The organism is Pseudomonas sp. Z2-11, from assembly GCF_054161305.1.
In genome coordinates, this window is the sequence record NZ_CP096395.1 from 5,713,931 (window position 1) to 5,728,565 (window position 14,635).

Here is a 14,635-nt window from a genome sequence, read left to right on the forward strand (position 1 = left end):
GCGAAAGCTGTGGAACAGGCCACACATGCATCGACTGACACTCCGTCATCGCGAGCAGGCTCGCTCCCACACAGGCTCGTTCCACATTTTGGATCATCGAATCATTAGGGAAACCACCATGAGCTTCATCACCAACATCAAAACCTTCGCCGCCCTGGGCAGCGGCGTCATCGGCAGCGGTTGGATCAGCCGCGCCCTGGCCCACGGCCTGGACGTGGTCGCCTGGGACCCGGCGCCGGGTGCCGAAGCGGCCTTGCGCAAACGCGTCGCCAACGCCTGGGGTGCCTTGGAAAAACACGGCCTGGCCCCCGGCGCATCGCAGGATCGCTTGCGCTTTGTTGCGACCGTCGAGGAATGCGTGCGCGATGCCGATTTCATTCAGGAAAGCGCTCCCGAGCGGCTGGAGCTCAAGCTTGAGCTGCACGCCCAGATCAGCGCCGCCGCCAAGCCGGATGCGCTGATCGGCTCGAGCACCTCGGGGCTTTTGCCGAGCGAGTTCTATGCAAACTCCACTCATCCGGAGCGCTGCGTGGTCGGGCATCCATTCAACCCGGTCTACCTGCTGCCCCTGGTGGAAGTGGTCGGTGGCAAACACACCGCGCCTGAAGCCGTGCAAGCGGCAATGCAGGTCTACGAATCCCTTGGCATGCGCCCGCTGCACGTGCGCAAGGAAGTCCCCGGTTTCATCGCCGATCGCCTGCTCGAGGCGCTGTGGCGCGAGGCCCTGCACCTGGTCAACGACGGCGTGGCGACCACCGGCGAAATCGACGATGCCATTCGTTTTGGCGCCGGCCTGCGCTGGTCGTTCATGGGCACTTTCCTGACCTACACCCTGGCCGGCGGTGATGCCGGGATGCGTCATTTCATGGCCCAGTTCGGCCCGGCGCTGCAACTGCCGTGGACCTACCTGCCGGCGCCGGAGCTGACCGAAAAGCTGATCGACGATGTGGTGGAAGGGACGAGCGAGCAACTGGGGCGCCACAGCATTTCGGCGCTGGAGCGCTATCGTGATGATTGCCTGATGGCGGTGCTGGAGGCGGTGAAGGCCACCAAGGAAAAGCATGGAATGACCTTCAGCGAATAACACTGGTTCAGGGTCAGCAAGTCTGGCCCCTTCGCGAGCAGGCTCGCTCCCACAGGTTGCATGAACGAGACAGAACTAATGTGGGAGCGAGCCTGCTCGCGAAAGCGCCAGCCCAGTCACCCTGCCCGCCGGAACCATAATCATGCCCACCCTCACCACCTACCAAACCCCCATCCTCCCGGAATGGGTCGACTACAACGGTCACTTGCGCGATGCGTTCTACCTGCTGATCTTCAGCTACGCGACCGACGCGCTGATGGACCAGCTCGACCTGGACAGCCAGAACCGCGAAGCCAGCGGCCATTCGCTGTTCACCCTCGAACTGCACCTGAACTACCTCCACGAAGTGAAGCTCGGGGCCGAGGTAGAGGTGCACACACAAATCATCGGCCACGACACTAAACGCCTGCACCTCTACCACAGCCTGCACCTGGTGGGCGGGGATAAAGAGCTGGCCGGCAATGAACAGATGCTGCTGCACGTCGACTTGACGGGCCCGCGCTCAGCGCCTTTCACCGAGCAGACCCTGGGCCGACTCAAAGCCCTGATCGACGAACAATCCGACCTACCGGCTCCGAACTACATAGGCCGTGTCATCGCCCTGCCGCCCGCCCGATAAGTCTCGAACAGGAGACCGCCATGAACATCGCCGCCGCTATTGCCGACTTCCGACGCTACCCTCTTGTCCAGGCATTGAGCGCTGTAACACCCTTGGCCGACCGGGTTCACGTCACGTGGGCCGACGGTCGGATCAGCCCGTTTCACCATGATTGGCTGCGGGACAACTGCCCCTGCGCGCAGTGTGTCTACAGCGTCACCCGCGAGCAGGTCCTGGAGATCGTCGACGTTCCGGAAGACCTGACGCCCGGCGAAATCGACATCGACGGCGCGGGCTGCCTACACGTGGTTTGGCAGGACGGCCATCAGAGCCTTTTCGACCCGGGTTGGTTGCGCGCCCATGCCTATGACGATCAATCCAGGGCCGAGCGACTGGCGGGCAAACCACAACGCCAACTATGGCAGCACGATCTGTCACTGCCAGTGTTCGAATACCAGGCCCTGATGGAGGACGCCGACACCTTGCTGAAATGGCTACTGGCAGTACGCGACATCGGCCTGACCCAGGTACGGGGCGTCCCCACCGAACCCGGCTCGCTGAAACTGATTGCCCAGCGCATTTCCTTTATCCGCGAAAGCAATTTCGGCGTGCTGTTCAACGTGCAGTCCAAGGCCGATGCCGACAGCAACGCCTATACCGCCTTCAATCTGCCGCTGCACAGCGACCTGCCAACACGGGAACTGCAGCCGGGTTTGCAGTTCCTGCATTGCCTGGTGAACGACGCCGACGGTGGCGAGAGCATCTTCGTCGACGGTTTCGCCATCGCCCAGGCGCTGCGCCGGGAAGACGCCGAAGCCTTCGACGCGCTGTGCCAGATCCCGGTGGAATTTCGCAACAAGGATCGCCACAGCGACTACCGCTGCCTGGCGCCGATCATCGCCCTGGATACGCTGGGGCAGGTCTCGGAGATCCGCATGGCGAATTTCTTGCGCGGACCGTTCGATACGTCGGTGGAGCAGATGCCCAGGCTCTATCAAGCCTATCGCCGCTTCATTGCCCTGACCCGCGAGCCTCGGTTTCGCCTGGTACAAAGGCTTGAACCCGGCCAGCTCTGGTGCTTCGACAACCGTCGCACCCTCCACGCGCGCAATGCGTTCGACCCAGCCTCCGGGGCGCGGCACTTCCAGGGGTGTTATGTCGATCGGGATGAGTTGCTGTCGCGGATTCTGGTGTTGCAACGTTAGACCGCGTCATCGTTCTTCGCGAGCAGGCTCGCTCCCATAGGGGTTCTGTGTCGATCACAAAATCTAATGTGGGAGCGAGCCTGCTCGCGAAAGCACCCGATCAAACAACTCATTTCCCGCTGATTCACACAGACAAAAAAATCCCCGATCAAGCCGTGACAGGATCGGGGCAGGAGCGTTACTGGAGGAGCCGTTGCGCGAGGGTGACCAAACCATCGTGATTCAGCTTGGGGCCAGTGTGCCCACTCCCGAGGCGGGCGAGTTAGCCGAAAACGACCCGCTCATAGTCATTCAGGCCAGATCGACGATTTGCCCTTGCCGCCGCTTCGGACGGCTACCAGAATCCAGTCACGACCCCAATCCCTGAACAAGGAAAAGCGTCATGATGTACGCCGATTTGATCGACCAGGAAGACCTGCTGGGCCACCTCAAGGCCCTGGGGCTGCAGATACCCAGCGGTGCGACCGCCGAGCAGGCCTGTGAATGCGCGGTGCGCGGCCTGGACCGGGCGCGCGCCAATGAACTGCGGCGCATGGTCAAGGACATGTACACCAGCAGCGCGACCATCCTGCCGGCGGTGCGCCAGGCGATCGACAAGCAACTGCTGCCAGCGCTGACCGAATACCAGCAGAACCATAGCGGCTGACCTTGTGGCGAGGGAGCTTGCTCCCGCTGGGCTGCGTAGCAGCCCCAAAAAGCTTGGGACCGCTGCGCGCTGGAGCGCCAGCCCGGTCCAGCGGGAGCAAGCTCCCTCGCCACAAAAGCCCTCGGTCTTAAAGCCTCACACTGGCAAACGTCGACTCATTGCGCGCCTGGCTCAAGGCCGACAGCGGGCCGGACAATGGCGACAGCACCAGGGCCTGCGGCAACGGCATCATCGCTACCTGCTGCGTAGTGTTGGAACCGACGCGCTCGTCGCGCGGTGGAATGCCGAAGTATTCGCGGTAGCACTTGGAGAAGTGCGGGGTGGAGACGAAGCCGCACACCGAGGCCACTTCGATGATCGACATCGGCGTCTGCTTGAGCAGCTGCCGCGCGCGGATCAGCCGCAGCTTGAGGTAGTAGCGCGACGGCGAACAGTGCAGGTACTTCTGGAACAGCCGCTCAAGCTGACGTCGGGACACGGCGACATACACCGCCAGCTCGTCCAGGTCGATCGGCTCTTCGAGGTTGGCCTCCATCAGTGCGACGATTTCCTGCAACTTCGGCTGATTGGTGCCGAGCATATGCTTGAGCGGCACGCGCTGGTGATCCTGCTCGTTGCGGATGCGCTCATAGACAAACATTTCCGAGATCGCTGCCGACAGTTCGCGACCGTGATCGCGGCTGATCAAGTGCAGCATCATGTCCAGCGGCGCGGTGCCGCCGGAACTGGTGAAGCGATTGCGGTCGAGGGTGAACAGGCGCGTGCTCATCGACACCCGCGGGAAGGCTTCCTGCATGGCCGCCAGGCATTCCCAGTGCACGCTGCAATCGAAACCGTCCAGCAGGCCGGCACAGGCCAGGGCCCAACTGCCGGTGCAGACCGCGCCGAGGCGACGGGACTGCCGGGCCTGGCTTTGCAGCCAGGAGACATGCTCACGAGTAACGGTGCGCTGGATGCCGATGCCGCCGCAGACGATGACGGTGTCGAGGGCCGGCGCTTTGTGCATGGAGGCGTCAGGCGTGATCTGCAGACCGTCACTGGCCCAGACCTGCCCGCCATCGACGGTCAGGGTGGTCCAGCGATACAACTCGCGACCGGACAGCTGGTTGGCCATGCGTAGCGGTTCCACCGCGGACGCCAGGGAAATCAGCGTGAAATTGTCCAGCAGCAAAAAGCCGATGGATTGAGGCGCACGGTTCTGGGGTTGAGCCCCAGAGTTGGACGTCGTCATCGCGGTATCTCCTCACACAAAGCGGGTGATGGCCTCAGGCGGAGGCTCTTGTTATTGCCCATCATTCTCTTGCGTGAGACGGGGCTTTATTAGGACAGAGCAATTGCCATGCCTAAATTTGAATGCGCGTTCAATAAATCCTGAAAACGACATGCCGAGCTGTCTATTCAAGGGGCCTGTCAGGGCTGGTTTGAAAGTGCCATCAACCGCCCCAGGCACCCGCCACAGTGGGCTGTGAGCAGATCGGTAGCACTTGTGGTAACTGGGCTGCGCCGCTTGCACGGCGGATGTCACCGCAAGCGCGGGGACGGACGGTAGCGCGGCGGACAATGGCGTGACCGATAAGTCAGGTCTTGTCTGTTTGCGACGCGCCAAAACGTGGCGTGTTTTTGCAGCGGTGTTCATTTTACGAGCGGTTTTTCTCGATACCTGTGGCGAGGGAGCTTGCTCCCGCTGGGCTGCGGAGCGGCCCTGAGTCGGGCACCTCGGCGTGTCAGAAAACCGCAAAGGGGACGCTTCGCGCCCCAGCGGGAGCAAGCTCCCTCGCCACGGAATTATCTTGTGAATCCTGAATCAGCACTCCACCGCACTCACCGCCAACCCGCCCCGCGATGTCTCTTTATATTTGTCATGCATGTCGGCGCCGGTGTCGCGCATGGTGCGGATCACCCGGTCGAGGGAGATGAAGTGTTGACCGTCGCCGCGCAGGGCCATTTGCGCGGCGTTGATGGCTTTCACCGCGGCAATCGCGTTGCGCTCGATGCAGGGCACCTGGACCAGGCCGCCGACCGGGTCGCACGTCAGGCCAAGGTTGTGCTCCAGGCCGATTTCCGCGGCGTTGCACAATTGCTCCGGCGTGGCCCCGAGGATTTCCGCCAGGCCCGCCGCCGCCATGGCGCAGGCCGAGCCGACTTCGCCCTGGCAGCCGACTTCGGCGCCGGAGATCGAAGCGTTCTTCTTGCACAAAATCCCCACCGCCGCTGCGCTGAGGAAATAGTCCACCACGTTGGCGTCGGTCACCGCTTCGCTGAATTTCATGAAGTAGTGCAGCACCGCCGGAATGATCCCCGCCGCGCCATTGGTCGGCGCCGTGACCATGCGCCCGCCCGCGGCATTTTCCTCGTTGACCGCCAGGGCGAACAGGTTGACCCATTCCATGGCACTCAAGGTCGAGCCGATCACGTTCGGTTTGTTCAGTTCCTGCAGGCTGCGATGCAACTTGGCCGCCCGCCGCCGCACGTTCAGGCCGCCGGGCAGGATGCCTTCGTGCTTGAGGCCTTGCTCAACACAATCCTGCATGGCCCGCCAGAGTTTCATCAGGCCGCTGCGGATCTCTTCCTCGGAGCGCCAGACCTTTTCATTCGCCATCATCAACTCGGCCACCCGCAGGTTGTTCGTGCGGCACAGTGCCAGGAGTTCTTCGGCGCTGGAAAAATCGTACGGCAGTTCGGTACTGTCCAGGTCCACCACGCCGCTGGAAGCCTGGGCCTGGTCAACAACAAAACCTCCGCCGATGGAATAGTACGTGTCGCGGTGCAATTCGCCGCTGGCGCCTTCAGCAATCAAGGTCATCGCGTTAGGGTGGAACGGCAGGTTCTCGTCGATCAGGCGCATGTCGCGCGACCAGACAAAAGGCACCGGCAGACGCCCATCCAGCAATAAGGTCCCGGTTTCGCGCAGCAGTTCGATGCGCGTGCCGATCTGCGACGGGTCGATCGCGTCAGGCCATTCGCCCATCAGGCCCATGATCGTAGCGTTGTCGCTGCCATGGCCGATGCCGGTCGCCGACAGCGAACCGTACAACTGCACCTCGACCCGGCGCACATCGTGCAGCAACGCCTTCGCCCGCAGCGCTTCAACGAACAGCGCCGCGGCGCGCATGGGGCCCACGGTATGGGAACTGGACGGGCCGATACCGATCTTGAACAGGTCGAACACGCTGATTGCCATGCCTTGGATCTCCAGAACGGTCACATCCGGGCGCAGGAGCGCCCGGTGGCGGAGCTGCTACGCTCAACGCCGGGATGGCCGCATCATCCGGCTTTTGAATCGGTTTTCGACGTCTGACACCGACGCAATCATGCCCAGCAGCGCCGCGCCCGTATCGCCCAGGTTTTACGACGTTTTTTCGCGTGGCAGAAGCCAGCCGGGGGCGGAAAAAATCTGTAAACGACGTCACCAACACTGGATGCGACCCTCCCTGTACTGGATACGACGCACCCTGTAGGCGTCGGATTTGCACTGGTACATGATCGGTTACGGCTCGTTTGCAAGGCCGCGTGTCACCCAGGGTGCCCACGCGCCACCAACCGCAACATTAAAAAAGCAAAAAAGCGCGGTTGTCCCCGACCGGACACTGCCGATAAAACACCAGGAGTCCACCCATGAAAGGTTCCAAGCCGTTGTTGTTGGCCGCCATGCTGAGTCTTCCGATGCTGGCCAACGCTGCAGAGCCCGCTCAGTGCAGCACCGTCAACTTCTCCGATGTCGGCTGGACCGACATCACCGTTACCACTGCTACCACCAGCGTCGTGCTCGACGCCCTCGGCTACAAGACCAAGACCACCATGATCTCCGTACCAGTGACCTACAAATCCCTGGCCGACGGCAAGAACATGGACGTTTTCCTTGGCAACTGGATGCCGACCATGGAAAACGACATCAAGGCCTACCGCGAAGCCGGCACCGTGGAAACCCTGCGCGCCAACCTGGAGAACGCCAAGTACACCCTGGCCGTCCCCGAAGAGCTGTATGAAAAGGGTCTGAAGGATTTCGCCGACATCGCCAAGTTCAAGAAGGAACTGGACGGCAAGATCTACGGCATCGAACCGGGCAACGACGGCAACCGCTTGATCCAGAGCATGATCGACAAGAACGCCTTCGGTCTCAAGGACGCTGGCTTCAAGGTCGTCGAATCCAGCGAAGCCGGCATGCTGTCGCAGGTCGATCGCGCCCAGCGCCGTAACACCGCCGTGGTGTTCCTGGGCTGGGAACCGCACCCGATGAACACCCGCTTCAAGATGAAATACCTCACCGGTGGTGATGAATTCTTCGGTCCGAACTTCGGCCAGGCGACCATCTACACCAACACGCGCAAGGGCTACGCCCAGGAATGCGGCAACGTCGGCCAACTGCTGAAAAACCTGGTCTTCACCCTCGACATGGAAAGCACGCTGATGGGCAACGTGCTGGACGACAAGATGAAGCCTGAAGCCGCCGCCAAGGCCTGGCTGAAGAAAAACCCACAGGTGCTCGACACCTGGCTCGCCGGCGTCACCACCATCGACGGTAAACCTGGCCTGGAGGCCGTGAAAGCCAAGCTCGCGCAGTAAAAGCTTATGCCGGGCGAGTTCACTCGCCCGGGCTGTTTATTCCTTGCATGCGGAAGTTCACTACCATGCTTATTGATCAGAAAATACCCTTGGGCCAGTACATCGCGGGCTTTGTCGAATGGTTGACGCAAAACGGCGCCAACACTTTCGATGCCATCGCGATGTTTCTGGAAACGATGATTCACGGCGTGACGTTTGCGCTGACCTGGTTCAATCCCCTGGCCCTGATCGGCCTCATTGCCCTGCTGGCGCATTTCATCCAGCGCAAATGGGGCCTGACCGTTTTTGTCATCGCCTCGTTCCTGCTGATCCTCAACCTGGGTTACTGGCAGGAAACCATGGAAACCCTCGCCCAGGTGCTGTTCGCGACCCTGGTCTGCGTGCTGATCGGCGTGCCGCTGGGCATTGTTGCCGCGCACAAGCCGATGTTCTACACCATGATGCGTCCGGTGCTCGATCTGATGCAGACCGTACCGACCTTCGTCTACCTCATTCCTACCCTGACCCTCTTCGGTCTGGGGGTGGTCCCGGGCCTGATCTCCACGGTGGTGTTCGCGATTGCCGCGCCCATCCGCCTCACCTACCTGGGCATCCGCGACGTTCCGGACGAACTGATGGACGCCGGCAAAGCCTTCGGCTGCTCCCGTCGCCAACTCCTCTCTCGCATTGAATTGCCCCATGCCATGCCGAGCATCGCCGCCGGCATCACCCAATGCATCATGCTGTCGCTGTCGATGGTGGTCATCGCGGCGCTGGTCGGTGCCGACGGCCTGGGCAAACCCGTGGTCAACGCACTGAACACCGCCGATATCGCCCTGGGCTTCGAAGCCGGCCTGGCGATCGTATTGCTGGCGATCATGCTCGACCGAATCTGCAAACAACCCGACGCCAAAGTAGGGGGTGACGCATGAGCATAATCCGCTTCGAAGAGGTCGACGTGATCTTCTCCAAAGATCCACGCGAAGCCCTCAAGCTGCTCGACAAGGGCATGACCCGCAACGAAATCCTCAAGCAGACCGGGCAGATCGTCGGCGTGGAAAAGGCCAGCCTGGATGTCGAAAAAGGCGAGATCTGCGTATTGATGGGCCTCTCCGGCTCCGGCAAGTCGAGCCTGCTGCGCTGCATCAACGGCTTGAACACAGTGAGTCGGGGCAAATTGTTCGTTGAACACGAAGGCCGCCAGATCGACATCGCCTCCTGCACCCCCGCCGAGTTGAAGATGATGCGCACCAAGCGCATCGCCATGGTCTTCCAGAAATTTGCCCTGATGCCCTGGCTGACAGTGCGCGAGAACATCAGCTTCGGCCTGGAAATGCAGGGCCGCCCGGAGAAGGAACGCAAGAAGCTGGTGGATGAAAAGCTGGAGCTGGTGGGCCTGACCCAGTGGCGCAACAAGAAGCCCGACGAGCTGTCCGGCGGCATGCAACAACGGGTCGGCCTGGCCCGTGCCCTGGCGATGGACGCCGATATCCTGCTCATGGACGAACCCTTCTCGGCCCTCGACCCGCTGATCCGCCAAGGCCTGCAGGACGAACTGCTGGAGCTGCAGCGCAAGCTGAGCAAGACCATAGTATTCGTCAGCCATGACCTCGACGAGGCCCTGAAACTGGGCAGCCGCATCGCGATCATGAAAGACGGCCGCATCATCCAGTACAGCAAGCCGGAACAGATCGTGCTGAACCCGGCGGATGACTATGTGCGCACCTTTGTCGCCCATACCAACCCGCTCAACGTGCTCTGCGGCCGCAGCCTGATGCGCACCCTGGACAACTGCAAACGCATCAACGGCTCGGTCTGCCTGGACCCGGGCGGCGATTCCTGGCTCGACCTGGCCGAAGGCAACACCATCAAGGGCGCCCGCCAGAACGGCGCCGCGCTGGACTTGCAAAACTGGGCACCGGGCCAGGCCGTCGAGGGCCTCGGCCGCCGTCCGACCCTGGTGGACTCCAGCATCGGCATGCGCGACGCCTTGCAGATCCGCTACCAGACCGGCAACAAGCTGGTGCTCCACGATAACCAGAAGGTCGTCGGGATCCTCGGCGACAGCGAGCTGTACCACGCGCTGCTCGGCAAGAACCTGGGCTGAGCCCGGGCACACAAAAACGCCGCGAGATGACCGCGGCGTTTTTGTTTGGACAAGATTTGGAATGCTATCCCGTGGCGAGGGAGCTTGCTCCCGCTCGACTGCGCAGCAGTCGCAATCCAGGTGACACTAACCTTCAGGTTCACCGTGTTGGCCGGTTTGGGGTCGCTTCGCAACCCAGCGGGAGCAAGCTCCCTCGCCACAAAAGCCCCTCTGCCACAAGCGCTGGGCCAGACAGAGGGTCAGCTAAAAACCCTACCCAACCCCGCCAACCCCGCCCGCTCCTGCTCAACCCGCACATCCTCGCGCATGGCCTTGTGCAACCCGAACATGAAGAACACCAGCACCACCGAGAACGGCAGTCCGGCCAGCACGACCATGGTTTGCATGGCTTCGAAGTTACCGGCAAACAGCAGGCCGATGGTCACCAGCGTGATCACTACCGACCAGAAGATCCGCAACCAGTGGGGGGCATCTTCATCGACGTTGCCGCCCGTGCACGAGAGATTGGCCATCATCACCGCGCCGGAGTCCGCCGGAGTCAGGAACAGCACAAAACCGACAAAGATCGACACGCCGATCACCACTTTCGACGCCGGGTAATATTCCAACAGCTGATAGATCGACATCGACGGCTGCGTCAGTGCGGTCTTGCCCAGCTCCACCGCACCGTGGTTCATCACCAGATCCAGCGCCGAATTACCGAAAATCGACAGCCAGGCCAAGGTAAAGCCCAGGGGAATCAGCAGCACACCGGCCACCAGCTCGCGCACGGTGCGGCCGCGGGAAATCCGCGCGATGAACATGCCGACAAATGGCGCCCAGGAAATCCACCAGGCCCAGTAGAACAGCGTCCACAGGCCCATCCAGCGGCCCGACTTGGCATTGTCATCTGCATACACGTACAAGTCGAACGTCTTGAGCACAACGCCATTGAGGTAGTCGCCAATGTTCTGCACGAAGCCATTGAGCAAGTGCAGCGTGGGCCCGCACAGCAAGACGAAGATCAGCAAACCGCTGAACAGCACGATGTTCAGGTTGGATAGTCGGCGGATGCCGTTCTCCACGCCGGATACGGCGGCGATGGTCGCCACGCTGCTCATCACGATGATCACGATCAGCAGGTTGGTGTTGCTGTGCTCCATGCCGAACAGGTTTTCCAGCCCAGAGGCGACTTGCAGCGATCCGATCCCCAGGTTGGTCACCAGCCCCAGCAACGTCACGAACATGCCGAAGCCGTCCACCGCGTGACCAGCCGCGCCCTTGACCCAGCGTTCGCCCATCAGTGGGTAAAGGGCCGAACGCAGCGCCAGCGGCTGGTTGTGCCGGTAGGCGAAATAGGCCACGGCCAGGCCCACGAGGGCGTAGATCGCCCAGCCGTGCAGACCCCAATGCAAAAACGTCAGCTGCACCGCCTGGCGCGCAGCCTGATTGCTGCCAGCGACGCCTTCGGGCGGGTTGAAAAAATGGTCCAGTGGCTCGGATGCGCCAAAGTACAACAGCGAAATGCCGATGCCCGAGGAAAACAGCATCCCGGCCCAGGCGCCATAACTGAAATCCGGCGTGTCGTCCTTGCTGCCCAGCTTGAGCTTGCCATAGGAGGAAAACGCCAGGCCGACCACAAACACCAGGTAAGCGGCGATGACCACCATGTAGTACCAGCCGAAGCTGCGCGATAGCCACGCCTGGGCAATGCCGAGCAACCGGCCGGCCTCCTGCGGGGCGATGATCAGAATGGCCGTCAACAACAGAATCAGCGCGGTGGAGGTGTAGAACACCCAACCGTTGACCGTCACCTTCTGCGGCGGGGTCTTTATTAGCAAGGCAGAACTCATTGCACGGATGCTCCAGGCAGTGCGAGAGAAGGACTAGGCAACGCAATACCCGCCCGATCGATGAGTTGGCAGCCGACCGGCGGGTGTTATAAAGACACCCTGGAAGCCCTTGCCCCCGCGATGCGTGGGTGTGAGGGCCCTTGATGTCCGTTTATTTACGCCGTTTACGCGTAGGAAATTTCGTAAATCGCGACGATTTGTCGCAGAGCTTATTCTTTGTTGATTGAACGTTCAATCAAAACAAAATAGACTGGCCCTCATGAAGGCAGGCGAAGACTCGTCCGCCCGATGGCCTAAGGAGATGTGCAGATGCCCAAGGTCGGTATGCAACCCATCCGCCGCCAGCAGTTGATCGAAGCCACTTTGCAGGCTGTCGACCAGGTCGGAATGGGGGACGCCAGCATTGCGCTGATCGCCCGTTTGGCCGGCGTTTCGAACGGCATCATCAGTCACTACTTTCAGGACAAGAATGGCCTGATCGCGGCCACGGCCCAGTACCTGATGAGTGTCTTGAGCGAGAACGTCACCGCGCGGCGTCAAGCGCTGACGGATCCAAGCCCGCGAGCTCACCTGAAGGTGATCATCGAAGGCAATTTCGACGCCAGCCAGGTCAACGGGCCGGCAATGAAAACCTGGCTGGCCTTCTGGGCCACCAGCATGCATCACCCGTCATTGCACAGGTTGCAGCGGATCAACGATCACCGTCTGTATTCGAACCTGTGTTGCCAGTTCCGCCGCGTCTTGCCCGTTGACCAGGCACGCAGCGCGGCACGGGGCCTGGCCGCCCTGATTGACGGTTTGTGGCTGCGCGGGGCGCTGTCGGGAGACGCGTTCGATACCGCCCAGGCACACCAGATCGCTTACGAATACATGGATTTCCAACTGGCCAAGGCAGGAGCGCCAGAGCACACAGAACCGCTCGACTCCTGAACCGTCACCGCAGCGCGTAGTCAGCTATAAACGACACGCTCGGTGGCCAGCCAACCACTCATGCACTTGCGAGGACTTTATGGCCCGTTTCGAACTGCAAAAACTCTACATCGATGGCGCGTACAGCGATGCCAGCGGCGACGCCACTTTCGAAGCCATCAACCCGGCCAACGGTGAAGTTCTCGCCCTGGTGCAGCGCGCGACGTTCGAGGACGTCGAGCGCGCCGTGGTCAGCGCCGAAAAGGGCCAGAAAATCTGGGCCGCGATGACCGCCATGCAGCGCTCGCGCATCCTGCGCCGCGCCGTCGACATCCTGCGCGAACGCAACGATGAACTGGCCGCCCTGGAAACCCTGGACACCGGCAAATCCTTCTCCGAAACCAAATATGTCGACATCGTCACTGGTGCCGACGTGCTGGAATATTACGCAGGCCTGGTGCCCGCCATCGAAGGCGAGCAGGTTCCGCTGCGCAGCACTTCGTTCATCTATACCCGTCGCGAGCCCCTGGGCGTGGTCGCTGGTATCGGCGCGTGGAACTACCCGATCCAGATTGCCTTGTGGAAGTCCGCCCCGGCCCTGGCAGCCGGCAACGCGATGATCTTCAAGCCCAGCGAAGTGACCTCGCTGACCACCCTGAAACTGGCCGAGATCTACACCGAGGCCGGTGTTCCAGCGGGCGTGTTCAACGTGCTGACCGGCAGTGGCCGTGAAGTCGGCACCTGGCTGACCGAGCACCCGCGCATCGAGAAAATCTCCTTCACCGGCGGCACCGACACCGGCAAGAAAGTCATGGCCAGCGCTTCGAGTTCTTCGCTCAAGGACGTGACCATGGAGCTGGGCGGTAAGTCGCCGCTGATCATCTTCGACGACGCCGACCTGGATCGCGCCGCCGACACCGCGATGATGGCCAACTTCTACAGCTCCGGCCAGGTGTGCACCAACGGCACCCGCGTGTTCGTGCCGAGCCATCTGAAGGCAGCGTTCGAAGCCAAGATCGCCGAACGCGTAGCGCGCATCCGCATCGGCAACCCGGAAGACGAAAACACCAATTTCGGCCCGTTGGTGAGCTTCGCCCACATGGAAAGCGTGCTGGGCTACATCGAGAAGGGCAAGGCCGAGGGCGCGCGCCTGTTGTGTGGCGGCGGTCGCCTGACCGAGGGCGATCTGGCCAAGGGCGCATTCGTCGCACCGACCGTATTCACCGATTGCACCGATGACATGACCATCGTGCGTGAAGAAATCTTCGGCCCGGTGATGAGCATCCTCACCTACGACACCGAAGAAGAAGTGATCCGCCGCGCCAACGATACTGACTTCGGCCTGGCCGCCGGCGTCGTGACCCGCGACCTGAACCGCGCCCACCGCGTGATCCATCAGCTCGAAGCAGGCATCTGCTGGATCAACGCCTGGGGCGAGTCCGCGGCGGAAATGCCGGTCGGTGGCTACAAGCAATCGGGCGTGGGTCGGGAGAATGGCATCAGTTCGCTGACCAACTACACGCGCATCAAATCGGTACAGGTCGAAATGGGCGATTACGCCTCGGTGTTCTGATCTGACACGAACCTGAGGTGGGGCTTTTGTGGCGAGGGAGCTCGCTCCCGCTGGGCCGCGAAGCGGCCCCACTTCAGCCCCCAAGGTCATCCAGACAGAACACGGTCGCCCTGTTTGCGACTGCTGCGCAGCCGAGCGG

Annotated in this window: 12 protein-coding genes; 9 read left to right on the forward strand and 3 right to left on the reverse strand. The window is 61.6% G+C overall.

The annotated features are described in order from the left end of the window. Positions 1–118 precede the first annotated feature (118 nt). The 4 genes from M1E16_RS25450 to M1E16_RS25465 all read left to right on the forward strand — a co-directional run bounded on the left by M1E16_RS25450 (position 119) and on the right by M1E16_RS25465 (position 3,533). Positions 119–1,084 (forward strand): L-carnitine dehydrogenase, encoded by a 966-nt coding sequence (locus M1E16_RS25450; RefSeq protein ID WP_458128672.1) that lies wholly within the window; start codon positions 119–121, stop codon positions 1,082–1,084. Between the two features lie 142 nt (positions 1,085–1,226). Further along, the gene (locus M1E16_RS25455) at positions 1,227–1,703 is read left to right on the forward strand and encodes a thioesterase family protein (RefSeq protein ID WP_458128673.1); all 477 of its coding nucleotides are present in this window, start codon (positions 1,227–1,229) and stop codon (positions 1,701–1,703) included. 20 nt (positions 1,704–1,723) lie between these two features. Beyond that, the gene (locus M1E16_RS25460) at positions 1,724–2,887 is read left to right on the forward strand and encodes a gamma-butyrobetaine dioxygenase (RefSeq protein ID WP_458128674.1); all 1,164 of its coding nucleotides are present in this window, start codon (positions 1,724–1,726) and stop codon (positions 2,885–2,887) included. A gap of 382 nt (positions 2,888–3,269) precedes the next feature. Next, positions 3,270–3,533 (forward strand): hypothetical protein, encoded by a 264-nt coding sequence (locus M1E16_RS25465; RefSeq protein ID WP_305498284.1) that lies wholly within the window; start codon positions 3,270–3,272, stop codon positions 3,531–3,533. A gap of 127 nt (positions 3,534–3,660) precedes the next feature. Here M1E16_RS25465 and gbdR read toward each other — a convergent pair whose 3' ends face one another. Both gbdR and M1E16_RS25475 read right to left on the reverse strand, forming a co-directional pair. Next, the gene (gene gbdR, locus M1E16_RS25470; RefSeq protein WP_003177576.1) at positions 3,661–4,764 is read right to left on the reverse strand and encodes a choline metabolism transcriptional regulator GbdR; all 1,104 of its coding nucleotides are present in this window, start codon (positions 4,762–4,764) and stop codon (positions 3,661–3,663) included. A 573-nt stretch (positions 4,765–5,337) separates the two neighbouring features. Further along, the gene (locus M1E16_RS25475) at positions 5,338–6,714 is read right to left on the reverse strand and encodes an L-serine ammonia-lyase (RefSeq protein ID WP_458128675.1); all 1,377 of its coding nucleotides are present in this window, start codon (positions 6,712–6,714) and stop codon (positions 5,338–5,340) included. A 434-nt stretch (positions 6,715–7,148) separates the two neighbouring features. Between M1E16_RS25475 and M1E16_RS25480 the strand changes: the two genes are divergently transcribed. The 3 genes from M1E16_RS25480 (at position 7,149) to choV (ending at position 10,182) form a co-directional block, all read left to right on the forward strand. Further along, positions 7,149–8,096 carry a choline ABC transporter substrate-binding protein gene (locus tag M1E16_RS25480; protein WP_434627513.1) on the forward strand — a complete coding sequence of 316 codons (948 nt, stop codon included), beginning with the start codon at positions 7,149–7,151 and terminating at the stop codon, positions 8,094–8,096. A 65-nt stretch (positions 8,097–8,161) separates the two neighbouring features. After that, positions 8,162–9,007: a choline ABC transporter permease subunit gene (choW, locus tag M1E16_RS25485; protein ID WP_305498280.1), complete on the forward strand. Its 846-nt coding sequence runs from the start codon at positions 8,162–8,164 to the stop codon at positions 9,005–9,007. After that, complete coding sequence (gene choV, locus M1E16_RS25490; protein WP_434602082.1) at positions 9,004–10,182, forward strand: choline ABC transporter ATP-binding protein; 1,179 nt, start codon at positions 9,004–9,006, stop codon at positions 10,180–10,182. The genes choW and choV overlap by 4 nt, the downstream gene beginning before the upstream one ends. A gap of 239 nt (positions 10,183–10,421) precedes the next feature. Here choV and M1E16_RS25495 read toward each other — a convergent pair whose 3' ends face one another. Then, complete coding sequence (locus M1E16_RS25495; protein WP_458130366.1) at positions 10,422–11,957, reverse strand: BCCT family transporter; 1,536 nt, start codon at positions 11,955–11,957, stop codon at positions 10,422–10,424. A gap of 366 nt (positions 11,958–12,323) precedes the next feature. Here M1E16_RS25495 and betI point away from each other — a divergent pair, with 366 nt between their 5' ends. Next, complete coding sequence (gene betI / locus M1E16_RS25500; protein ID WP_305498277.1) at positions 12,324–12,944, forward strand: transcriptional regulator BetI; 621 nt, start codon at positions 12,324–12,326, stop codon at positions 12,942–12,944. A 79-nt stretch (positions 12,945–13,023) separates the two neighbouring features. Continuing rightward, positions 13,024–14,496, forward strand: coding sequence for a betaine-aldehyde dehydrogenase (betB, locus tag M1E16_RS25505; protein ID WP_458128676.1), 1,473 nt, complete (start codon positions 13,024–13,026; stop codon positions 14,494–14,496). Positions 14,497–14,635: the final 139 nt, after the last annotated feature.